At 69.2% G+C, this 20,759-nt stretch carries 21 protein-coding genes and 1 riboswitch; of the genes, 11 read left to right on the plus strand and 10 right to left on the minus strand.

What is annotated here, in order from left to right; all coding sequences use genetic code 11:
* Window positions 1–31 precede the first annotated feature (31 nt).
* From FCG67_RS23465 to FCG67_RS23475, 3 genes are all read left to right on the plus strand, one after another.
* A complete protein-coding gene (locus FCG67_RS23465; RefSeq protein ID WP_136911991.1) occupies window positions 32–943 on the plus strand; it encodes an ABC transporter ATP-binding protein in 912 nt (303 codons plus the stop codon).
* On the plus strand, window positions 940–2,523 hold the full coding sequence (locus tag FCG67_RS23470; RefSeq protein ID WP_136911992.1) for an ABC transporter permease: 1,584 nt from the start codon (window positions 940–942) through the stop codon (window positions 2,521–2,523). Before FCG67_RS23465 ends, FCG67_RS23470 begins: the two co-directional genes overlap by 4 nt.
* Window positions 2,524–2,604: 81 nt before the next feature.
* On the plus strand, window positions 2,605–3,207 hold the full coding sequence (locus tag FCG67_RS23475) for a carboxymuconolactone decarboxylase family protein (RefSeq protein ID WP_136911993.1): 603 nt from the start codon (window positions 2,605–2,607) through the stop codon (window positions 3,205–3,207).
* On the opposite strand, the gene FCG67_RS23480 is transcribed toward FCG67_RS23475, so the two are convergent.
* Window positions 3,179–4,102: a sigma-70 family RNA polymerase sigma factor gene (locus FCG67_RS23480; protein WP_136911994.1), complete on the minus strand. Its 924-nt coding sequence runs from the start codon at window positions 4,100–4,102 to the stop codon at window positions 3,179–3,181. The two genes, FCG67_RS23475 and FCG67_RS23480, sit on opposite strands and share 29 nt — an antisense overlap.
* Window positions 4,103–4,223: 121 nt before the next feature.
* On the opposite strand from FCG67_RS23480, the gene FCG67_RS23485 reads away from it, so the two are divergent.
* The 6 genes from FCG67_RS23485 to FCG67_RS23510 are packed head-to-tail and all read left to right on the plus strand — an operon-like array spanning window position 4,224 to window position 10,004.
* On the plus strand, window positions 4,224–5,327 hold the full coding sequence (locus FCG67_RS23485; RefSeq protein WP_136911995.1) for an ABC transporter substrate-binding protein: 1,104 nt from the start codon (window positions 4,224–4,226) through the stop codon (window positions 5,325–5,327).
* Window positions 5,324–6,157 carry an ABC transporter ATP-binding protein gene (locus FCG67_RS23490; RefSeq protein WP_136911996.1) on the plus strand — a complete coding sequence of 278 codons (834 nt, stop codon included), beginning with the start codon at window positions 5,324–5,326 and terminating at the stop codon, window positions 6,155–6,157. The genes FCG67_RS23485 and FCG67_RS23490 overlap by 4 nt, the downstream gene beginning before the upstream one ends.
* Window positions 6,150–7,025, plus strand: coding sequence for an ABC transporter permease (locus FCG67_RS23495; protein ID WP_136911997.1), 876 nt, complete (start codon window positions 6,150–6,152; stop codon window positions 7,023–7,025). Before FCG67_RS23490 ends, FCG67_RS23495 begins: the two co-directional genes overlap by 8 nt.
* A gap of 13 nt (window positions 7,026–7,038) precedes the next feature.
* Entirely contained in the window at window positions 7,039–8,385 is a 1,347-nt protein-coding gene (locus FCG67_RS23500) for an LLM class flavin-dependent oxidoreductase (protein WP_136911998.1), read from the plus strand.
* Between the two features lie 43 nt (window positions 8,386–8,428).
* On the plus strand, window positions 8,429–9,421 hold the full coding sequence (locus tag FCG67_RS23505; RefSeq protein WP_136911999.1) for an LLM class F420-dependent oxidoreductase: 993 nt from the start codon (window positions 8,429–8,431) through the stop codon (window positions 9,419–9,421).
* A 13-nt stretch (window positions 9,422–9,434) separates the two neighbouring features.
* Window positions 9,435–10,004 (plus strand): GNAT family N-acetyltransferase, encoded by a 570-nt coding sequence (locus FCG67_RS23510; protein WP_136912000.1) that lies wholly within the window; start codon window positions 9,435–9,437, stop codon window positions 10,002–10,004.
* Here FCG67_RS23510 and FCG67_RS23515 read toward each other — a convergent pair.
* From FCG67_RS23515 to FCG67_RS23525, 3 genes are all read right to left on the minus strand, one after another.
* A complete protein-coding gene (locus FCG67_RS23515) occupies window positions 10,001–10,660 on the minus strand; it encodes a DUF3239 domain-containing protein (protein WP_136912001.1) in 660 nt (219 codons plus the stop codon). The two genes, FCG67_RS23510 and FCG67_RS23515, sit on opposite strands and share 4 nt — an antisense overlap.
* A gap of 27 nt (window positions 10,661–10,687) precedes the next feature.
* The gene (locus FCG67_RS23520; RefSeq protein ID WP_136912002.1) at window positions 10,688–12,346 is read right to left on the minus strand and encodes a DNA repair helicase XPB; all 1,659 of its coding nucleotides are present in this window, start codon (window positions 12,344–12,346) and stop codon (window positions 10,688–10,690) included.
* 73 nt (window positions 12,347–12,419) lie between these two features.
* Window positions 12,420–14,732: a helicase-associated domain-containing protein gene (locus FCG67_RS23525; protein ID WP_136912003.1), complete on the minus strand. Its 2,313-nt coding sequence runs from the start codon at window positions 14,730–14,732 to the stop codon at window positions 12,420–12,422.
* 60 nt (window positions 14,733–14,792) lie between these two features.
* Here FCG67_RS23525 and FCG67_RS25505 point away from each other — a divergent pair, with 60 nt between their 5' ends.
* Window positions 14,793–14,987, plus strand: a complete 195-nt coding sequence (locus FCG67_RS25505) for a hypothetical protein (protein ID WP_072751546.1) — start codon at window positions 14,793–14,795, stop codon at window positions 14,985–14,987.
* A 68-nt stretch (window positions 14,988–15,055) separates the two neighbouring features.
* Here the strand turns inward: FCG67_RS25505 and FCG67_RS23535 are convergent, their stop codons facing one another.
* From FCG67_RS23535 to FCG67_RS23550, 4 genes are all read right to left on the minus strand, one after another.
* Window positions 15,056–15,670 carry a transglycosylase family protein gene (locus FCG67_RS23535; protein WP_136912004.1) on the minus strand — a complete coding sequence of 205 codons (615 nt, stop codon included), beginning with the start codon at window positions 15,668–15,670 and terminating at the stop codon, window positions 15,056–15,058.
* A 5-nt stretch (window positions 15,671–15,675) separates the two neighbouring features.
* Window positions 15,676–15,880, minus strand: a riboswitch (cyclic di-AMP (ydaO/yuaA leader).
* 168 nt (window positions 15,881–16,048) lie between these two features.
* Window positions 16,049–17,347, minus strand: coding sequence for a glycosyltransferase 87 family protein (locus FCG67_RS23540; protein WP_136912005.1), 1,299 nt, complete (start codon window positions 17,345–17,347; stop codon window positions 16,049–16,051).
* Window positions 17,344–17,751, minus strand: coding sequence for a YccF domain-containing protein (locus tag FCG67_RS23545; RefSeq protein WP_136912006.1), 408 nt, complete (start codon window positions 17,749–17,751; stop codon window positions 17,344–17,346). The genes FCG67_RS23540 and FCG67_RS23545 overlap by 4 nt, the downstream gene beginning before the upstream one ends.
* Window positions 17,748–17,975 carry a hypothetical protein gene (locus tag FCG67_RS23550; RefSeq protein ID WP_077043891.1) on the minus strand — a complete coding sequence of 76 codons (228 nt, stop codon included), beginning with the start codon at window positions 17,973–17,975 and terminating at the stop codon, window positions 17,748–17,750. The genes FCG67_RS23545 and FCG67_RS23550 overlap by 4 nt, the downstream gene beginning before the upstream one ends.
* A 122-nt stretch (window positions 17,976–18,097) precedes the next feature.
* Here FCG67_RS23550 and FCG67_RS23555 point away from each other — a divergent pair, with 122 nt between their 5' ends.
* Window positions 18,098–18,511: a cold-shock protein gene (locus FCG67_RS23555; RefSeq protein WP_097214255.1), complete on the plus strand. Its 414-nt coding sequence runs from the start codon at window positions 18,098–18,100 to the stop codon at window positions 18,509–18,511.
* A gap of 67 nt (window positions 18,512–18,578) precedes the next feature.
* Here FCG67_RS23555 and FCG67_RS23560 read toward each other — a convergent pair whose 3' ends face one another.
* Together FCG67_RS23560 and FCG67_RS23565 are read right to left on the minus strand one after the other, a co-directional pair.
* Complete coding sequence (locus FCG67_RS23560; RefSeq protein ID WP_136912007.1) at window positions 18,579–19,061, minus strand: DUF2771 domain-containing protein; 483 nt, start codon at window positions 19,059–19,061, stop codon at window positions 18,579–18,581.
* Window positions 19,058–20,704: an MFS transporter gene (locus tag FCG67_RS23565; protein WP_136912008.1), complete on the minus strand. Its 1,647-nt coding sequence runs from the start codon at window positions 20,702–20,704 to the stop codon at window positions 19,058–19,060. Before FCG67_RS23565 ends, FCG67_RS23560 begins: the two co-directional genes overlap by 4 nt.
* Between the last annotated feature and the right edge of the window lie 55 nt (window positions 20,705–20,759).

A 20,759-nucleotide genomic window follows, 5' to 3' on the forward strand; every position in this document is an offset into this window, starting at 1 on the left:
GGGCGTGGCCGGACCGTTCTACCGTCGATACATGAGCGCCGCGATCGAGATCTCGGACCTGGTAAAGACCTTCGGCCGAACGCGGGCCCTGGACGGCCTCGAGCTCCAGGTGCGCACCGGGGAGGTGCACGGCTTCCTCGGCCCCAACGGCTCGGGCAAGTCCACCACCATCCGGGTGCTGCTCGGCCTGCTCCGCGCCGACAGCGGCGAGGTGCGACTGCTCGGTGGCGACCCATGGCGGGAGGCGGCCGCACTCCACAAGCGTCTCGCCTATGTCCCAGGCGACGTCAATCTGTGGCCGAACCTCTCTGGCGGCGAGGTGATCGACCTGCTCGGACGGTTGCGCGGCGGCCTCGACGAGCGACGCCGGGCCGAGTTGCTCGAGCGGTTCGACCTGGACCCGACCAAGAAGGGCCGGACCTACTCCAAGGGCAATCGGCAGAAGGTGGCGCTCGTCGCGGCCCTGTCCTCCGACGTGGAACTGCTGATCCTCGACGAGCCCACCTCCGGGTTGGATCCGCTCATGGAGGCGGTGTTCCAGGAGTGCATCGCGGAGGTCACGGGGCAGGGGCGCACGGTGCTGCTGTCGAGCCACATCCTCGCCCAGGTGGAGGCCCTGTGCGACCGACTCACGATCATCCGGCTCGGAAAGTCGATCGAGACCGGCAGCATGGCCGACCTGCGGCACCTCACCCGCACCTCCATCGCCTGCGAGACCAGGAGCCCGGCGACCGGTCTGACCGAGCTGGCCGGTGTGCACGACCTGGTGGTGGAGGGGACAAGGGCCCGGTTCCAGGTGGACACGGGCGAACTGGACGGGGCGATCACGCACCTCACCCGTTTCGGCATCCGCACCCTCACCAGTCAGCCGCCGACCCTGGAGGAGTTGTTCCTGCGGCACTACGGCGACGAGCTCGCGGCGGCAGGGGTGGACGAATCGTGACAACGCTGGCCGGCACCGCGACACTGACCCGGTTCGGTTTCCGGCGCGAGAGATTCGCGCTGGTCCTGTGGGCCCTCGCCGGCGCCTTCGTCTACTACTCGCAGGCCGTCGGGGTCGACATCGCGTATCCGACCCAGCCGGAGCTCGATGCCGTCGCCGCCAGCATGGAGGGCAACGCGGCCATGGTGGCCATGGCCGGACCGCCGCGCGCCCTCGACACGATCGGGGGCCAGGTGGCCTTCCAGGCCAGCGCCTTCGGGATGATCGTCGCGGGCCTGATGAGCATGTTCGTGATCGGACGGCACACCCGTGCCAACGAGGAAACCGGCCGCGACGAGCTGATCCGGTCCTCGGTTGTCGGGCGCCACGCCCCCTTCGCCGCGTCCGCGATCATCGTGACGGCGGCGAACGTGCTCTACGGCGCGGTGGTCGCGCTCAGCCTGATCTCCTACGGTCTGGCCGCGGCGGGATCGCTTGCCCTCGGCGTCGGCGCCACCTGCGCGGGCCTGGTGTTCGCGGCGGTCGCCCTACTGGCCGCGCAGATCACCGAGAACACCAGGACCGTCTACGGCATCACCGGGGCCGCGATCGGCGTGGCGTACGTGCTGCGCGCGGTCGGCGACGTCGGAAGTGGTGCGCTGTCGTGGCTTTCGCCGCTTGGCTGGGGCCAGGCGATGCGGCCGTACGACGGCGAGATCTGGTGGCCTGCGCTGCTGTCGCTTGCCGTCGCCGCGGCCGTCGGCCTCGCCGCGCTCCGCGTGTTGGACCATCGTGACGTCGGCGCGGGCGTGTTCCCCCCGAGGCCGGGCCCGGCCCGGGCTCCGCAGGGGTTGCTCGGCGAGTTCGGGCTCGCCTGGCGACTGCAGCGCGGCACGCTGGTCGGCTGGTCGGTCGGGTTGTTCCTCGGCGGATTGGCGTTCGGCACGATCGGCAATGACGTCGGCGACCTGCTCGGCGATGTCGACATCGGTGAGTTGCTGGGGCAGGAGAGTGCGAGCATGGTCGACGCGTTCTACGCGATGGCCGCCGCGATGCTGGCCATGATCGGGTCCGCGTACACGATCTCCTCCGCGCTCCGGCCGCGTGCGGAGGAGGCGGCCGGGCATCTCGAGCCGCTGCTCTCCACCGCGCTGACCCGGATCCGCTGGATCGCGGGCCACGGGGTGATCACGCTGGTCGGTTCGGCCCTGGTGCTGGCGCTCGCGGGTCTCGGGATGGGGCTCATGTACGGGATCATCGCCGGCGACATTGAGCAGGTGCCCCGGATGCTCGGCGCGACCCTCGTCTACCTGCCGGCGGTCTGGGTACTGGGCGGGCTCACCCTGCTCCTGTTCGGCCTCCTGCCGCGGCTCGCCTCCGCCGCCTGGATCGGCCTGGCCTTCTGCTTCTTCGTCCTGATGTTCGGGACGACGCTGAAGCTCCCGGACCGGCTGATGAGCGTCTCGCCGTTCGAGAACCTTCCGTTGGTGCCCGCGGTGGACTTCCGGTTGGCGCCATTGCTGGTCACCACACTCGTCGCGGGCACGCTGTGCCTGCTGGGGACGGCGGCCTTCCGGCGGCGCGATCTGCAGACGAACTGAGGGTTGTCACGTTTTCCGGGGCTGTCTCGTCCAAGGAGTAGGCGGCACGAACGGTCGCCGCAAGTGAAACAGGAGGGCGTCATGACTCGAATCCAGCCGGTGGCTCCGAAGGATGCCGGACCGCTGATCAAGGTGGCCTACAAGTTCGCAGGCCGCAGGTTCGGCGCGGTGCCCGAGCCCTTCACCGTGTTGGCGAATCATCGCAAGCTCTTCGTGGCCTGCGCCCGGCACGAGATGGCGGCGGAGAAGGCCTCCAAGGTGCTGCCCGCGAACGTCCGCGAGCTGGCGGTGTACCGGGTCGCGTGGACCGTCGGGTGCTCCTGGTGCGTGGACTTCGGCACCATGTTGCAGCGCCTCGACGGCCTCGACATCGAGCGGCTCCAGAAGATCGGCGACTACGAGAACTCCCCGCTCTACAGCGAGGACGAACGCGCGGCGATCGCTTACGCCGACGCGGTGACGGCAACTCCGGGGACTGTGACCGACGAGCAGGTGGCGGACCTGGAACGCCGGTTCGGCAAGGACGGGGTCGTCGAACTGACCTATCAGATCGGGCTGGAGAACATGCGGGCCCGGATGTACTCCGCGCTCGGGATCACCGAGCAGGGGTTCAACTCGGGGGACGCGTGCCGGGTTCCGTGGGCCGATCAGGCGGTCACGGGGCAGGCCGGTCCGGGAGCCTGACACCCGCGAACTTCTCCGGGTTCGCGATGTCGTAGGCGGCGCTCACCTTGCCGTCGCGGACGGTGAATCCTCCCACGCGCGACGGGAAGCCCGGGTGGGTCTCGTCCCCGGGCGACCCGTGCGTGTAGAAACCGAGCTGGCCGTTGACCATAGCCGGTTCGAGCGCCAGGAGTGCCTGTGGCCCATAGCGATTGATCAGGCCGAGGAAGAAACGGGCGAACTTGTCGGATCCGTGGATGACGTTGACGGCCGTGCGGGTGGTGCCGTTGGCGTCGCCGATCACCAGGGCGTCCGGGTGCAGCGCGTCCAGCACGGCCTGGAGGTCGCCCGCTGCCATCGCGGCCATCAGCCGGCCGACCGCCTCCGCATGCTCGTCGTCCGGGGTCCGCCTCTCGGCGCCGGCCGCCGCGCGCCGTCCGCGCGAGGCCAGTTGCCGGGTCGCGGCGGTCGAGGTGCCGAGGATCCCCGCGATCTCGTCGAAGGGGACGCCGAACCCGTCATGAAGCACGAACGCGGTGCGCTGATCCGGGCCGAGAGTGTCAAGCACCACCATCGCCGCCAAACGTGCATCCTCCTCGCGCACAACGGCTTCCAGTGGGTCGATCGACTCCGAGGATCCGAGGGGCATCACAATCGGCTCCGGAAGCCACTGCCCGACATAGCTTTCGCGCCGGACGGCGGCGCTACGAAGATGGTCGAGGCAGATCCGTCCGACCACGGTGGTCAACCAGGCGCGTAGGTCGCGGACGGAGTCGGGGTCGGTCTCGCTGAGCCGGAGCCAGGCCTCCTGCACGGCGTCCTCGGCGTCGGACACGCTGCCTGTCATCCGATAGCCGACCGACAGCAGGTGACGGCGGTGGGATTCGAAGGTCTCGGCGAGTGCGACGGTGCCCATGGCGTCGATTCTACGAACGAGTTCGACTTAAAACCCCGGTGAACCGAACTGTTCCCGATGGTCACGGCGTCCGTCATCTTTGACGCATCATCCAGCCACGCCCGACCTGAGGACTCAGACCATGGCATCACCGACGCCCAAGAGACGATCAACGCAGCCGCGACCCCTGCGCGCACTCGCGGCTCTCGCCGCGCTTCTGACGATCGGTTCCCTGGTCAGTGCGTGCGCGGGGTCGTCCGAGACCGAACAGACCGCGGATGGCAAGGCCGTGCTGCGCTACCAGGGCGCGGCCGGACAGGTCACCTTCCCGGAGCTGGCAGCAGACCTCGGCTACTTCCAGAGCATCGAGCTGAAATGGGTGGGGGACACCACCAGCGGGCCACAGGACATCCAGTCCGTGGCGACCGGGCAGACGGAGTTCGGCAGCGCGTTCAACGGCGCGATCGTCAAGCTTCGCTCCGCGGGCTCTCCGATCACCTCGGTGGTGAGCTCGTACGGCGCCGACCAGGGTGACTTCACCGGCTACTTCGCGCTCGAGGGCGCGCCCATCGCCGGCGCGCGGGACCTGATCGGCAAGAAGGTCGGCATGAACACCCTTGGTGCCCATCATGAATTCGTGGTGCGCGAATGGCTGGCCAAGCAGGGGCTCACCCCCGACGAGATCAAGCAGGTCGAGCTGATCGTGGTTCCCCCGATCAACACCGAGCAGGCGCTCAGGGAAGGGCAGATCGACGTCGCCGCGCTCAAGGGTGTCTTCCGGGAAACCGCCGTCGACCGCGGCGGCCTGCGTCCGCTCTTCACGGATTCGGCCATCTTCGGGGACTTCAGCTACGGCACCTACGTCCTGCGTGACGACTTCATCGCCAAGAATCCCGAGGCCGCGAAGGACTTCACACAGGGCGTGGCACGCGCGGTCCGATGGACCCAGACCACACCGCGGGACCAGGTCGTGGCCAGGTTCAAGGAGATCATCGGCAAGCGGGGCCGCAACGAGAACACGAGTTTGACCGACTACTGGCGGAGTCCGGGCATACCGGTCGCGGGGGCGGTCATCGCCGACCGCGAGCTGCAGACCTGGATCGACTGGCTGGTCAGAAACGGCGAACTGAAGCCGGGTGAGTTGACGGCGGCCGACCTGTTCACCAACGAGTTCAACCCCTATGCGAACGGTGCTTACACCGCCACCAGCGGTGCCGACGGACAGGCATTGGGGGCAGGGAAATGACCACAGAACCCAAGCTCCGGCTCGACCGGGTCAGCAAGCACTTCGGCATCCGCGGGTCCGATGAGCGGTTCACCGCGATCGAGAACATCAGCATCGACGTCGCCGACGGCGAATTCCTCGTCCTGGTCGGCCCGAGCGGCTGCGGCAAGTCCACCCTGCTCGACCTCTTGGGCGGCCTGACAACACCGTCGTCCGGACGGATCCTGCTCGACGGTGAACCGATCACCGGACCCGGCCTCGACCGGGGGATCGTCTTTCAGCAGTACGCGCTGCTGCCGTGGCGGACGGCCCTGCACAACATCGAATTCGGTTTGGAGGCAAAGGGCCTACCGAAACGGGAGCGGCGGGAGATCGCCGACCACTACCTCGAATTGGTCGGGTTGCAGGGGTTCGGCGACCGGTACCCGCACGAGCTGTCGGGCGGGATGAAGCAACGGGTCGCCATCGCACGGAGCCTGGCGTTCGACCCGGAGGTGCTGCTCATGGACGAGCCGTTCGCGGCGCTCGATGCCCAGACCAGGGAGTCCCTGCAAGACGAGTTGCTGCGGATCTGGCGCACCACCGGCAAGACCATCCTGTTCATCACGCACGGCATCGACGAGGCCGTGTACCTCGGGCAGCGGGTGGCGGTGCTCACTTCGCGGCCGGGCCGTGTGAAGACGGTGGTCGACATCGACATCGACCGCACCTCGGCGGATGTCCGCTCCGACGCGCGCTTCCGGGAGTTCCGCCACCACATCTGGAGCCAACTACAGGACGAGGTGGCGCGCGCTCAGCATCAAGAACTCGAGGTGGCGGCGCCCGCACAGAAGGAGACGGCTCATGTCTAGTGTCGAACTGCTCGCGCCGCCGGTCGCCGCCCGCGGCCACGTGCCACGCTCCGCGCAGGCGGCACCGCGGCGTCCGGGGGCTCTCGCCCGCGGCGGCCGGGCGGTCGGTGCCACCGCGTGGCGGGTGCTCAAGCCATCGCTGGCGATCGGTCTGTTCCTGCTGCTGTGGGAGCTGGCCCCGCGCCTTGGCCTGGTGGACAAGGTGTTCCTGCCGCCGTTCTCCGTGGTGGCGGGCGCCTTCGGCGACCTGGCCGCCAGCGGCGAGCTGTGGAACCATGCCTCCGCGAGCCTGAGCCGGGCGCTGACCGGGTTCGCGGTCGCCATCGCGATCGCCATCCCGCTCGGCGTCGCCATTGCGTGGTACCGCCCGGTGGCCGAGTTCGTGAATCCGATCCTCGAGCTGCTGCGCAACACGGCCGCGCTCGCGCTGCTGCCGGTCTTCGTGCTCGTGCTCGGCATCGGGGAGACCTCGAAGGTCGCCCTGGTGATCTACGCGAGCACCTTCCCGATCCTGCTGAACACCATCTCGGGAGTCCGGACGGTGGATCCACTGCTGGTCAAGTCCGCCCTGTCGTTGGGACTCACGCCGATCCGGCTGTTCCAGAAGGTGATCCTGCCCGCCGCCGTCCCGACCATCTTCACCGGCATCCGGATGGCGGCAGCATCCTCGATCCTCGTCCTCATCGCCGCCGAGATGGTGGGCGCCAAAGCAGGGTTGGGATATCTGATCACGGCCTCGCAGTACAACTTCCAGATCCCGAAGATGTACGCCGGCATCATCGCGATTTCGCTTCTCGGTCTCGTCTTCAACGGAATCCTCATCCTCGCCGAGCGCCGCCTGTCTCGCTGGCGCGTCGGCCCGATCTAAGGAGATCATCGCAATGTCTCAGCGGTCCAAGCAGTTTCACCTCAATGCGTTTCTCATGGGCGTCGGCCACCACGAGGCGGCCTGGCGTCACCCGCGCACCGATGCCGACGACGTGCGGTCGGTCGAGCATTTCGCCGAGCTCGGCCGGATCGCCGAACGGGGCAAGCTCGATTCGGTGTTCTTCGCCGACGGCCTCGCCGTCGGCCCTCGCATCAAGCACAACGCGCTGTCCACCTTCGAGCCCGTCACCCTGCTCACCGCGATCGCGGGCGCAACGGAGCACATCGGGTTGATCGCCACCTCGTCGACCACCTACAGCGACCCGTTCACCACCGCCCGCAAGTTCGCGTCGCTCGACCACATCAGTGGTGGCAGGGCGGGCTGGAACATCGTCACCAGCGCAGGCGAGGACGAGGCCGCCAACTTCGGCCTCGACGGGATCCCGGATCACCTCGGCAGGTATCAGCGCGCCGAGGAGTTCGTCGACGCAGCGGTCGCCCTGTGGGACAGCTGGGAGGACGATGCCGTCGTGCTGGATCCGGGCACAGGGGTGTTCGCCGATCCGGACAAGGTGCACGCGATCGACCACGAGGGCGAGCACTTCCGGATCCGGGGCCCGCTGAACTCGCCGCGCTCACCGCAGGGCCGCCCTCTGCTGGTGCAGGCGGGCTCGTCCGAGAGCGGGAAGGAGTTCGCGGCGCGGTATGCCGAGGCGGTGTTCACCGCGCAACGCACGCTCGCCCAGGGGCAGGAGTTCTATCGCGATCTCAAGGCCCGGGTGACCGCGCACGGGCGTAACCCGGACGAGTTGAAGGTGTTGCCGGGGATCGTCCCGTTCATCGCCCCGACCGAGGCCGAGGCGAGGGCGCTCGAGCGGGAGTTCACCGATCTGATCTCGCCCGACTACGCGCTCCGGCAACTGTCCGCCATCCTCCGCGTCGACCTCACCGAGCACTCCCTCGACGCGCCCCTGCCGCCGTTGCCGCCCGTGCACGAGATCCAGGGCAACAAGAGCCGCTACGAGCTGGTCAAGGAGCTGGCCGAATCCGACGCGCTGACCGTGCGGGAGCTCATCGGGCTGCTCGGGGGCGGGCGCGGGCACCGGACCTTCGCAGGCACCCCGGAGCAGATCGCGGACGAGCTCCAGCTGTGGTTCGAGCAGGGGGCCGCCGACGGCTTCAACATCATGCCGCCCTTCCTGCCCGGCGGTCTGACCGATTTCGTCGACCAGGTGGTGCCGATCCTGCAACGCCGCGGGCTGTTCCGTCCGGAGTACACGGCGTCGACCCTGCGCGGGCACTACGGGCTGGCGCATCCGGTCAGCCAGTTCGCCGCATCGCAGGCCAGGAACAGCGCATGAGCGAAGCCTGATGGGCCGGCCGGCTCCTCGGTAGGATCAGCGCATGCGTTTCGGGATGTTCGTACCGCAGGGTTGGCGTCTGGACCTGGTGGGCATCGACCCGGCCGAGCAGTGGGACGCGATGAAGTCGGTCACACTGCGGGCCGAGTCCGGACCGTGGGAGTCGGCCTGGGTGTACGACCATTTCCACACGGTGCCCGCGCCAACCGACCAGGCCACGCACGAGGCCTGGTCGGTGATGTCGGCGCTCGGCGCGGTGACCTCCACCATCCGGCTCGGGCAGATGTGCACCGCGATCAGCTACCGCAACCCCGCCTACCTGGCCAAGATCGCCGCCACCGCGGACCTCATCTCGGGTGGCCGAATCGAGATGGGCATCGGTGCGGGCTGGTACGAACACGAATGGCGTGCCTACGGTTACGGATTCCCTTCCGCCGGTGAGCGTCTGGCCCGTCTCGACGAGGGCGTACAGATCTTGCGGCAGGCCTGGAGTACCGGGTCCGCGACCCTGGACGGCAAGCACTATCGGATCGACGGTGCCATCGTGCGACCGCTGCCGCTGCAGGAGGGCGGCATCCCGCTATGGATCGCGGGCGGCGGCGAAAAGGTGACCCTCAAGATCGCGGCGAAGTACGCCCAGTACACCAATTTCGACGGCACCCTCGAGGGCTTCACCCAGAAGTCCGCCGTGCTCAAGGAGCACTGCGCGGCGGTCGGCACCGACTTCGACGCGATCGTGCGCTCGGCGAACTACAACGTGGCGATCGGTGCCACCGAGGCGGAGGTCGAGGACCGTCTTGCCGGGACCAAGGCCAGGATGGCGAAGTTCGTGGGCGAGGACCTCGCGGAGGCATCGATGGCGGCGTTCCGCGGGATGCCGGCGGTCGGGACGCCCGAGCAGATCATCGAGAACCTGACAGCGCTGCGCGATCAGGGCTTGAGCTACGGGATCTGTTATTTCCCCGAGGCCGCGTACGACACCTCGGGCATCGAGCTGTTCGAACGCGAGGTGATCCCCGCGCTGGCGGGGACGTGAGGCAGGAGCCGACATGTTCGTGGAATCGCTCAGCGACGAGGGTCTGTGGCTGACGCCACCGGGACCCGGCGACGTCGAGTCCATCACCCGGTGCTGTCAGGACGAGGCGGTGGGGGAGTGGACCACACTGCCGGTGCCGTACGCCCACGACGACGCGCAACGGTTCGTCGAGCGGGTGGTGCCCGTCGGTTGGGCGGACCGCAGCCCCACCTGGGCGATGCGGCACACCCCTGCGGGCGCCGTGGTCGGGATGATCGGTCTCGCCTGCCGTGACGACTCGGCCGCGGACATCGGCTTCTGGCTGAACCAGGCGGTCCGTGGCCGCGGCCTGATGGCCAGGGCGGTGAACCTGGTGTGCGACTTCGGTTTCCGTCCGGACGGTATGGCGCTGGAACGGATCGAGTGGCGCGCGTACGTCGGCAACAAGCAGTCCGCCTCCGTGGCGCGGCGGGTGGGCTTCCGATTCGAGGGCACGCTGCGTGCGGGCGGTCTCCAGCGCGGGCGCAGGCGCGACGAATGGGTCGCAGGCCTGCTCTACGCGGATCCTCGGGAGCCGGCCGGGGGCTGGCCGGATCTCGGCTAGCGCAGGTCCGCCGGGTCGACGGGGATCTGCTGGTTCTCGGCGCGCGGGACCTGCTCGGCCAGCGGGATCGACTTCGCCAGCAGCTTCCACTCCGCGCCGCTGATCGAGTCCGCCGCCCGCCGGATCACCTTCTGGTCCTTGGTGCCCCAGGCGATCGGCATCGGGCTGACCATCTGCCAGGTGTCCGCGGTGGACTTGTTGCTGCGGTCGGCGAGCACCGCGATCGAGGGCACCCGCTCGCCGACGTTGGTCAGCGAATGCCCCGGCAGCGCCCGGATGTTGCGGGTGACCAGGGCGTAGTGCGGGCGATCCGCGGACGGCTTGGCCACGTCCACCAGCGCCAGCAGCGTGGCCCCGCGGGGCCTGGCCACCGCCACCACGGCGGGCACCAGCGGGCCCTCGGCGTAGAGCTTCTCGACCGAGCCGACCTTCTTCGGGGCCCAGAACGCCACCCACAGCGAGGTGACGGCCAGCAGGGCGACCACCACGCCGACGATATAGGACCAGGGGTGGGCCAGGTAGATCAGCCAGGCCGCGAGCCCGGCCAACAACAGGGCCGTGACGATGGCCGAGACCCGGAGCCGCCGGACGTCGCCGACCGTCTCGTTGACGGAGTTGGCGTGGGAGTGGTCGACGGGGAACTCGAAGCTGCGCACGGTCCCATTCTTACCCGATGGCTGGGCCTACCCGATGGTCGGGCCGAGCAGGTCGTCAGCATCGGTGATCCGGTAGGCGTAGCCCTGCTCGGCGAGGAAACGCTGGCGGTGCGCGGCATACTCGGCGTCCAGCGTGTCGCGGGCGACGACCGAGTAGAAGTGCGCCTGGCCCCCGTCCTGCTTCGGGCGCAGCAGGCGGCCGAGCCGCTGTGCCTCCTCCTGCCGGGAACCGAAGGTCCCCGAGACCTGCACCGCGACAGAGGCCTCGGGCAGGTCGATGGAGAAGTTCGCGACCTTGCTCACCACCAGCGTCTGGATCTCGCCGCGCCGGAACGCGTCGAACAGTGCCTCGCGTTCCTTGTTCTTCGTCGACCCCTGGATGACCGGTGCGTTCAACGCCTCGCCGAGTTCCTCGAGTTGGTCGAGGTAGGCGCCGATGACCAGGGTCGGCGAATTCGGGTGCCGGTCCAGGATCGACTTCACCACCGCGATCTTGGTGTGTGCCGTCGAGCACAGCTTGTAGCGCTCCTCCGGCTCCGAGGTGGCGTACGCCATCCGCTCGGCATCGGTCAGCGTCACCCGGACCTCGATGCAATCCGCCGGCGCGATCCAGCCCTGCGCCTCGATGTCCTTCCACGGCGCGTCGTACCGCTTGGGGCCGATCAGTGAGAACACGTCGCCCTCGCGCCCGTCCTCGCGGACCAGGGTCGCCGTCAGGCCAAGGCGACGCCTCGATTGCAGGTCCGCCGTCATCCGGAAGACCGGCGCGGGCAGCAGGTGCACCTCGTCGTAGATGACCAGGCCCCAGTCGCGGGAGTCGAACAGCTCCAGGTGCTTGTACTCGCCCTTGGTGCGGCGGGTGATCACCTGATAGGTCGCGATGGTGACCGGGCGGATCTCCTTGCGCTCGCCCGAGTACTCGCCGATCTCCTCCTCGGTGAGCGAGGTCCTGGCGATCAGCTCCCGCTTCCACTGCCTGCCTGCGACGGTGTTGGTCACCAGGATCAGCGTGGTGGCCTTGGCCTTGGCCATCGCCGCCGCGCCGACCATCGTCTTGCCCGCGCCGCACGGCAGCACGACGACGCCGGAGCCGCCCGCCCAGAAGGAGTCGGCCGCCATCTGCTGATAGTCGCGCAGCTCCCAGTGCCCCTCCTCGAAGGCGAGGTCGATCGGGTGCGCCTCGCCGTCGACGTAGCCGGCGAGGTCCTCGGCCGGCCAGCCGATCTTGAGCAGCATCTGCTTGAGGTGTCCGCGCTCGCTCGGGTGCACAACGACGGTGTCCTCGTCGACCATGGCGCCGAGCATCGGCGAGATCTTCTTGTGCCGCATCACCTCGGTGAGCACCGCGCGGTCCATGCTGATCAGGATCAGGCCGTGCACCGGACTCTTCACCAGCTGCAACCGGCCGTACCGGGCCATCGTGTCGACGATGTCGACCAGCAGCGGCTGCGGGACCGCGTACCGGGAGAACGTGACGAGCGCGTCCACCACCTGTTCGGCGTCGTGTCCGGCCGCGCGCGCGTTCCACAACGCCAGCGGGGTCACCCGGTAGGTGTGCACGTGCTCGGGCGCGCGCTCGAGTTCGGCGAACGGGGCGATGGCCTGCCGGGCCTGGCCGGCGAGCTCGTGGTCGACCTCCAGGAGCAGGGTCTTGTCGGACTGGACGATCAAGGGGCCGTCGGTCACGTGCGCCTCCTACGTAGACAACCACTCCATTGTCCACACTTCGCGCAAGTGGCGACGTGGCCGGGCGCGATCGTCAGTCGAGGAGGTTCACCGAGGTGATCCGGTGCAGGGTGAATCGGCGGACCGCCCCGGTGTCCGGATCCAGTGCGTCGAGCTGTCCGCCACCGACGCTGATCGGATCGACGACGCGCTCCGTCGCCACGCCCTGCGCGTCCACATAACCGATCGCCACGCTGCGCCGTACCTTCGCCGCCAGCTGCAGTAGCGCCATCGTCGCGGCGCCGCCCGCCCGGCTGCCGTCCGAACGCACACCCTGACCGCGCGGGGCGGTTGCGGCCCGCTGGCCGGCCCGCAGCTGGCTGACGAGGGACCCGAGCTGGTCGTCGGTGGGGACCGCGGGCATCCGCAGCGCGGGGCGCGTCCGGCGTCGCGGCACCCGGGCGCCGCGCGGTCGCAGGTCCACGATCGCGCCGGAGGAGTCCTCTCCCGCCGGTGCGAACCCGGCCGACCGGAGCTGGTCGAGCACCTCGCTCAGCGGCGCCTGTGAGATCGCGACGGTCGGGGCCAGGGCACGCAGCGCCAGCTGCTCGGCCACCGCGGAGGCCAGCACCTCGGCGAGCAGCGCCGGGTCCTCGCAGCGGATGAACGAGGACGCCACCCCCGCCCGCAGCTGGCCGTGCCTGCGCGCGACATCGTCGATGAGATACGTCAGGGCCTGCGGCACCGGCGTCTTCGAGCGCTTCTCGAACAGTGCGTGCAGCTCCGAGGCGCTCTTCCCGGCGTCGAGCGCCCGTCGCACGCTGTCCTCCCGGATCCGGTACATGGTGGCCGCGCCCGCCGATTCGATGTCCGCGACCAGGGTGATCTGCTCCTGGAGCTCCGGGATGAGCGGGCCGGGAGCCATCACTGTCAGGTCCGCCTGCACCAGGACGTAGTCGATGGGGGCGGGCAGGCTCGCCGTCATCTCGGCGACCACCGCCTCCGCGGTGGCCCCGTGCAGCAGCCCGCGGCCAGGTGATGCGAGCGCGCCGCGGCCGATCAGGCCGACCGCGGCCGCCTCGGCGACGGTGTGCTCGACGGCCCCCGCACCGAACCGGCCGGACCAGCGCGGGCGCCGCCACGCGACCAGCGCGGCGAGCTCGGACGTGGTCGCGCCCTGCCCCGGCGCGAGCTCGCCGAGCAGCTCGAGCACGAACTTGCGGTCGCGGGGGGCGCCGGATGCGCGTACCTCCTCGGACAGCGCGGCGATCGCCTTGTCGTTGGGATCGCGCAGCCCGATCACCCAGGGCCTGCGCGGCATACCCAGCCAGCCATGGGCGAGGGTGTACCACCGCTGGGCGGTGCCGGTGTTGAGCCAGGCATCCGCGGCGACCGTCGGTGCCCAGTAGTCGTCGCCGGTGTCGGCGGCGGGAGCCGGGTCGGGGGCGCCGCTCGCGATCAGGCCCGCCGCGGACAGCAGTTCCACGATCAGGCTCACCCGGTTCTCGTCGACGCACGCCGCCTTCGCCAGGCGCCTGGTCTCGCGGACCCCGAGCCCGCCCGCCTTGAGGGTCGGTGCGGGCTGGTCGCCGAGGGCCGCGATCAGGTCCTCGCAGTGCCGGATCAGTTCGAGCGCCTCGCCCGCCGCGACCGCGTTCACGTCCGCGATCTTCTGCTTGTTGGTGCGGATCGGCGGCGGGGTCAGGGCCATCGGGTCGGTGATCGTCTCGCCGCGCAGCGCCTGGCCGACCTGATGGGGCAGCTCGACGGTCTGCTCGTCCACCCAGGTCAGCAGGCCGAGAGACAGCAGCCGCTGGACGGGCCGGTCCGGTGCGGTGCCGGGCGCGGCGTCGCGGGTGCGGCCGATCGGCGAGCTGGTGGCCAGGGTGTCGAGCAGCCTGCGCTCGGCATCGGTCACGGTCGCCAGCCCTGCGATGACCTGCGCCGCGGACATCGGCTCCTGCGGCCGATCGACCCGCCAGGTGACGGCGTCGTTCCCGGTCGCGACGACCCGCAGCACCTGCGTGCCCCAGACCAGCGCTCGGGCCCGCAGCGCCTTCAGTGCCCGGTCGACGGCCTTGACCGGCGCCCGTCCGGCGAGCGCCTCCGCGAGGACCTCACGCCGGACCCCGACCTCCGCCCCGCGTTCGAGCGAGAGCACGCCGATCACGGTGAGTTCGAGGACGTTCAGGTCGTCGGCGACCCGAAGCACCGATGCGCGTTGTTCGGCACGGGCCGCAAGGACCGCCAGGTTCGCCGGTGGCGGCACCGCGAGATCCGGGCGCAGCCTGAGCAGTTCGGCCAGCTCCGCGTCGGTCCTCGCGGTCAGCCAGGCGAGCAGGCTGTCGGGCACGGCGGTGCCGTGAGGTGATTCGGCGGCGGGGGCAGCACCTTCGGTATCGGTCATCAACTATCAGATTAGAGACCTGGGGTGTACCACGGCGCGAGCTCCTGCCAAAATGGGATTGTGGCTAACAATTCGAGCAAGCGATACGTAGATCCAGGCTGGCCGGCGCCGGAACTCCAGGATGGCGATCATGCCGTCACGGAGCTCTCGTCGAGCCGCTCCGGTGGGCTGTCCCCGTTCGGGGAGGACACCGAGTTCCCCCTCCCCGTCTCTGAACTGCCCTACACCCACCCGCACACGGTCATCAATCGCTGACCTCGGATACCGAACGCGAAAGGCCCCGCACCTCGTAGGTGCGGGGCCTTTCACGTGAAGGGGGAGTCTCAGCGGGGCAGGAGACCCGAGTTCGCCTTCAGGAAGTCGATGACCTGGGGGTTCAGCTTGGCCTGCTCGAAGAGCGCCTCGATCTGCGGGTCGAGCGCGATGCCCTTGGCCTGGACCGCCTCGAGGGCGCTGTCGAGGCTGTCGAGCACGTCGGCCGCGCCTTCGGTGGTCGGGAGGCTGGTCACGGCGGGCAGCTCGGCCGCGGGAGCAACCTCGGCGGCGGGGGCGGAGCGCGGGGTCGAGCCGCTGGTCAGGCCGAGGCTCGAGGAGCAGGACGGCCAGGCGCCCCAACCCTGCGAGGCGAGGACCTTCTCGGCGACCGCGATCTGCTGCTCACGGCTGGCCTGGTTGGCGGTCGCGGCGTACTCGCCACCACCGTGGGCATTCCAGGTGCTGGGGGAGAACTGCAGTCCACCCTGGTAGCCGTTGCCGGTATTGATGCCCCAGTTGCCGCCTGCTTCGCACTGTGCGAGGCGGTCCCAGTCGGAATCGGGGGCTGCGTTGGCCGGGGCCGCGAAGGCCGCGCCGGCTGCACCCAACACTGCGCCGGTCACGACGACCTTGGCTGCGTTGCGGCGGGTGTTCGTGGGCTTGCGATGGCGTCCAGTGCTCATGCGGGTTTTCCTCTCCTCACGCGCCTGCGAGGTCAGCTGTCGGGTTCGGGCTGAGAGGTCGCCCGGCCTCGCCGCTCCTGGATGGTGCGGGTCTGGCTTCACCCCAAGAGGAATTCGCTTGCGCGATTTCCTCGGTGTCCACTGGGGACGTGGGTCCCCCGTCCTCGTCCCTGGGTAACTCGTAGGAATCCGGTTCCGCGGGACGAGGTTTGGCGCGGCGGATCGGATCTGGCCGAACTTCTCCGGCCGCAGATGACCGTACGTGGCCGAGGCCGTGTAGTCATCTGTTACCTAAATTTCGATTCTCTCGGCGTTTCGCCCGAAAATTCCGGCGTTTTCGCAGCTCAGGTCGGGTCTACTTGGTCCGAGACCGTCCTGTTATGTTACCGTGATGTGAGGTAGATCACAGTTTCGATCGGGGCTTGCCTCGGGCTCCGCGTGGCGCGGACCCGGGGCCTGGCGCAGCGCGATCAGCGTGGTCACGGCGATGACGACGAACATCAGCGGGTACACCGCGGCGAAGAACGGAGCGAGGGCATCGGAGGTGGGGACCATGAACAGGCCGATCGCCTGCACGCTGTCCGGGAACTCATGGGTCCAGCAGAGCAGCGGCAGAGCGAGTGCCGCGGGCAGTAGCCAGGCGGTCGCCCGCCCGGCGCCGAGCGCGCGGTGCATCGCCAGGACCAGTAGCGGCACGAACCACACCCAGTGGTGCCCCCAGGAGAACGGCGAGACCGCCGCGGAGGTCAGCCCGCACAGGGTGGTGGCCAGCAGTGCCTGGCCGCGCTTGTGGGCAAGCCAGGAGGCGCCGAGCCCGAGCGCGGTCAGTAGGGCCGCGCAGAGCAGCCACAGCATCAGCGGCGGGTCCGCGACATCCAGCCAGCGGGCGAGTACCCCGGCGGCGGACTGGTTGGCGGGCCACGCGGTCTCGCCGATTCGCGTCGAGTGCAGGATCACCGCGGTCCAGTAGGACCACGAGTCCGAGAAGATCACCACGAACCCGACGACGACGGTCGCGAGGAAACCGGCGATCGCGATCGCGGCCGCGCGCCACTGCCGGGTGACGAGCAGTTCGACGATGAACAGGCCGGGCGTCAGCTTGATCCCGGTCGCGATGCCGACGCCGATGCCGCGCAGCCTGCTGCCCTCGGGACGTCCGAGATCCCAGATGATCAGCACCATCAACAACAGATTGATCTGGCCCAGCCAGATCGTGGTGCGGACCGGCTCGAGCCAGGTGAAGATGACCGCCATCAGCCCGGTCGCCACGTACAGCCGGCGGTCCATCCGGTACCCGAGCTGCCGCCAGCACAACAGGACGACGGCGTAGAGGATCCCGAAGTTCGCGAGATATCCGAGGATGGTGGTGAGCTCCGCCGACACGGCGTTGAGCGGGGCGAAGAGGACGGCTGAGAACGGCGGATAGGTGAACCACATGCCGCCGTGCAGCGCGTGGTCGTAGAGCCCGTCGGACCGCAGCACGGTGGCGCCGCCGCTGCGGTAGACCAGCAGGTCGAGACCGTTCTGGAACAGGCCCCACAGCGGGTATCCCATCGGCACCACCCGGTCGTGCGCCACGATGACGGCGAGGGCAAGGGCGCCGAGTGAGCCGAGGAACAGTGGGTGAGAGGGGAGTGCGCGCCCCGCGGCCGGGGTGGCGCGGGGCGGCGGTGTCATGCCGGGAAGCTCGTTGACGACGTGGGCGCCGCATCGACGTCCACGATCTCCTTGCCGAGCGGCATCAGCGAGATCGGGATCATCTTCAGGTTCGCGATGGCGAGCGGGATCCCGATGATCGTGATCGCCATCGCGATCGCGCTCACCACGTGGCCGATGGCCAGCCAGATACCGGCCACGATCAGCCAGATCACGTTGCCGATCAACGAGGCGATCCCCGACGTCGGACGCTCGACGACTGTCTTGCCGAAGGGCCACAGCGCGTAGACGCCGATCCGGAAGGACGCGATCCCGAACGGGATGGTGATGATCAGGATGCAGCAGATGATGCCCGCGAGGAAGTAGCCGAGCGCGAGCCAGAGGCCACCGAAGATCAGCCAGATGATGTTGAGCAGGATTCTCATTGGTTTCCCTCTCTTCGAACGCGGCGGCCGGACCGCAGCGCGAAAACAATGCCGAGCAGGAACCCGATCGGGCAGGCAAGGGCGATCAGGTACAGCACCAGTCCCGGCTCGTGGCCGGTCGCGGCCACCACGAAGATCGCGACGATGGCGAGGACGCCGACAAAGAAGAACAGGAGTGCGGCACGGAAGAGACCGTTGCCGCGGGGAGAGGATTGGCTGACCACCTTCCAACCGTATCCCCCACAAACCCCGGTGCTCGGGAGGGGCACGCGGGGGTAGACTTCGGTCCATCGCGTCCCGCAAACGGTGGGGCGCGTTCATTTATGTAGATGAGCAGGTGAACGCAGTGCCTACCGGCAAGGTCAAGTGGTACGACGTTGAAAAGGGCTTCGGCTTCCTCTCCCAGGAAGAGGGGGAGGACGTCTACGTCCGTTCGTCTGCGCTGCCCGACGGTGTCGAGGGGCTGAAGGCGGGCCAGCGCGTCGAGTTCGGGATGGCAGCGGGACGTCGTGGTCCCCAGGCGCTGAGCCTCAAGGTGCTCGATCCGGCGCCGTCGATCCGGCAGGGCGGTGGCGCCCGCAAGGACGACACGGTGCGCAAGCACACGCCCGACGAGCTGCACGGCATGGTCGAGGACATGATCACCCTGCTCGAGGCGAAGGTGCAGCCCGACCTGCGCAAGGGCAAGTACCCGGACCGCAAGACCGCGCAGCGCATCTCCGAGGTCGTGCGCGCCGTCGCCCGCGAGCTCGACAGCTAGCCGCACCCGACACCAACGCCGAGGGGCACCGTCACGCGACGGTGCCCCTCGGCGTTGGTGTATCCGATCAGGCGGTCTTGATGGCCCACGTCGCGTGCACCAACGGCAGGCCCTGCTCGTTGACCACGGCCGACGGCTGCTGGATCTCGATGCCGTTGAGCTGCATGCCATCCGGGGTCTCGACGGTGATCGCGAGGGACTCGCCCGGCGAGTGGTACCGCTCGTCGACGCCGACCCGGCCGTCGTCGAGCTGGTAGACCATCACCACTCGCCACAGCCCGTCGGCGATGTCGCCGGGCAGGGAGATCTGCAGCGGCTTGCCGCGGGGGACCTGGAGCTCGGCGACGGGGCTCTCCACGCAGTCCTCCAGATAGAGGTTGCAGTACTGGGTCGGCTCCACCACGAGGGACTTGCCGCCCGCGAACGCGGTGACCGTCGGCGGCTCCTCGTCGGCGCCCCGCACCAGCGCGGTGACGACGGCCGCGAACCCGGCGAGCGCGATCAGCAGCCCCAGGGTCCCGATGAGGACGATCTTCTTTGTCTTGGTCACGACGTTCGGTTCCCTGCGTTCGCGGAGATCGGTCGAGTGATCTCCTGGTTGGCCACATTCGGGCGTTTGCCACCGAGGCCGGGGAGCAGCGTCGAACCCCGGTAGGTGAGGAAGGTCTGGACAAGGCCGAGCACGAGCAGCACCGACACCACGGAGAATCCGATCCAGTACTCGGTGGGCAGCAGCACGCCGAGCGCCCCACCGATGACCCAGCTCAGCTGCAGGACGGTCTCGGAGCGCCCGAAGCCGGAAGCGATGGACTCCTCGGGCAGGTCGTGTTGCAGCGAGGCGTCCAGCGACACCTTGGCCAGGGCGCTCGCGCCCGACGCGACCAGGGTGGCGAGCGCCGCGGTGAGCAGGCTGTCGGTGAGGGCGGCGATGATCGCGATGGCGGTGACGGCGGCCGTGCAGCGCAGCACGATCACCGACGGTCTGCCGAGCTTGAGCCGCGCGCCGGTGGCGTTGCCCGCGAAGTTGCCGATCGCGGCCGCGGCGCCCACCAGCGCCAGCATGGCCGCCTGCGCCATCGGCTCGTGCTCGGTGCGGGACTTCGCGACGAAGGCGATGTAGAGCGTCAGGAACCCGGTCAGCACCCGGATCGTGCTGTTACCCCAGAGACCCGTGATGACCGCGCGGCCGAGCGGCTGGCGCCGCTTGCTCGCCTTCGCCGCCTCGCCCGCGTCCTTGCCGATCGGCTCGGTGCGGGCGTCGTCGCCGTGGTAGGTCAGGGTGGCGGGCACCTCGCCCTCCGTGACCTCCACCCATGCCGGGATCCGCATGCTCAGGTACGCGCCGAGTGCGGCGACCGCGGCGGCGAACCACAACGGTCCCGAGGACGACCTGACGATGAGCGCGAGCGCGCCTGCCACCGCCCCCGCGCCGATGGTGCCGCCGATCAGGCCGAAGACCGTCAATCGGGAGTTCACCCGGACCAGATCGATCTCCGGCGGCAGCACGCGCGGGGTGACGGCGCTCTTGAGCACCGAGAAGGATTTGCTCAGCACCATCATCGCGAGCGCGGCCGGATACAGGCCCCAGCTGTCGAAGTTGAAGACCAGCACGACCGCCAGCACGGTGCGCAGCGCGAACGAGGATGCCAGCGCGAGCCGGCGTCCGTGCTGCAGCCGGTCGAGCATCGGGCCGATCAGCGGGGCGATGACCGCGAACGGGGCGATGGTGATGAGCAGGTACAGCGCGACCTTGGTCTTGTCCTCGCCGGTGGCGGCCGAGAAGAAAAGTGTGTTCGCCAGCGCGACCGCGATCGCGGCGTCGGTGGCGAAGTTCGCCATCACCGCATAGGTCAGCGCGGTCAGTCCCGACTTCTCGGCGCCGTCGGCCTTGGCCGCCCGGTGGAAGGTGGCGATGCCCCGGTTCGTCAGTTCGCGGCTGCGCATCGCCGCCACTCGGGTGACGGTGAGCTTGCGGGGGATCGGTGGCGGCTTCGGCGAGGAACCCTGCCGGGTTTCACTCGAGGAACCCTGCCGGGTGTCACCCACGGGATGCAGCGGGGGCAGCGGCGCGCGGCGGGCCGAGGTCCGGCGCGTCGGCGGATAATTCTCGAATCCCGGATGGCCCTGGCCCGGTCCGAGGTCGTCGGATGCCCGACTCCCGTCGGGATCGTTGGGCACGCGTGGTCCGGTCACGGGTCAATTCTGTCCTAGATGGGCGACAAAGGACCACACGCCTCGCCCGTCGCGG

The sequence above is a fragment of the Rhodococcus oryzae genome (assembly GCF_005049235.1).
Taxonomy (GTDB): Bacteria; Actinomycetota; Actinomycetes; order Mycobacteriales; family Mycobacteriaceae; genus Rhodococcus_G; species Rhodococcus_G oryzae.

Bases quoted from the DNA above. Each gene is read 5' to 3' on its own strand.
- FCG67_RS23465 (WP_136911991.1), top strand. From the start codon at position 32: ATGAGCGCCGCGATCGAGATCTCGGACCTGGTAAAGACCTTCGGCCGA.
- FCG67_RS23475 (WP_136911993.1), top strand. From the start codon at position 2,605: ATGACTCGAATCCAGCCGGTGGCTCCGAAGGATGCCGGACCGCTGATC.
- FCG67_RS23480 (WP_136911994.1), bottom strand. From the start codon at position 4,102: ATGGGCACCGTCGCACTCGCCGAGACCTTCGAATCCCACCGCCGTCAC.
- FCG67_RS23485 (WP_136911995.1), top strand. From the start codon at position 4,224: ATGGCATCACCGACGCCCAAGAGACGATCAACGCAGCCGCGACCCCTG.
- FCG67_RS23490 (WP_136911996.1), top strand. From the start codon at position 5,324: ATGACCACAGAACCCAAGCTCCGGCTCGACCGGGTCAGCAAGCACTTC.
- FCG67_RS23495 (WP_136911997.1), top strand. From the start codon at position 6,150: ATGTCTAGTGTCGAACTGCTCGCGCCGCCGGTCGCCGCCCGCGGCCAC.
- FCG67_RS23500 (WP_136911998.1), top strand. From the start codon at position 7,039: ATGTCTCAGCGGTCCAAGCAGTTTCACCTCAATGCGTTTCTCATGGGC.
- FCG67_RS23505 (WP_136911999.1), top strand. From the start codon at position 8,429: ATGCGTTTCGGGATGTTCGTACCGCAGGGTTGGCGTCTGGACCTGGTG.
- FCG67_RS23510 (WP_136912000.1), top strand. From the start codon at position 9,435: ATGTTCGTGGAATCGCTCAGCGACGAGGGTCTGTGGCTGACGCCACCG.
- FCG67_RS23525 (WP_136912003.1), bottom strand. From the start codon at position 14,732: ATGACCGATACCGAAGGTGCTGCCCCCGCCGCCGAATCACCTCACGGC.
- FCG67_RS23535 (WP_136912004.1), bottom strand. From the start codon at position 15,670: ATGAGCACTGGACGCCATCGCAAGCCCACGAACACCCGCCGCAACGCA.
- FCG67_RS23540 (WP_136912005.1), bottom strand. From the start codon at position 17,347: ATGACACCGCCGCCCCGCGCCACCCCGGCCGCGGGGCGCGCACTCCCC.
- FCG67_RS23545 (WP_136912006.1), bottom strand. From the start codon at position 17,751: ATGAGAATCCTGCTCAACATCATCTGGCTGATCTTCGGTGGCCTCTGG.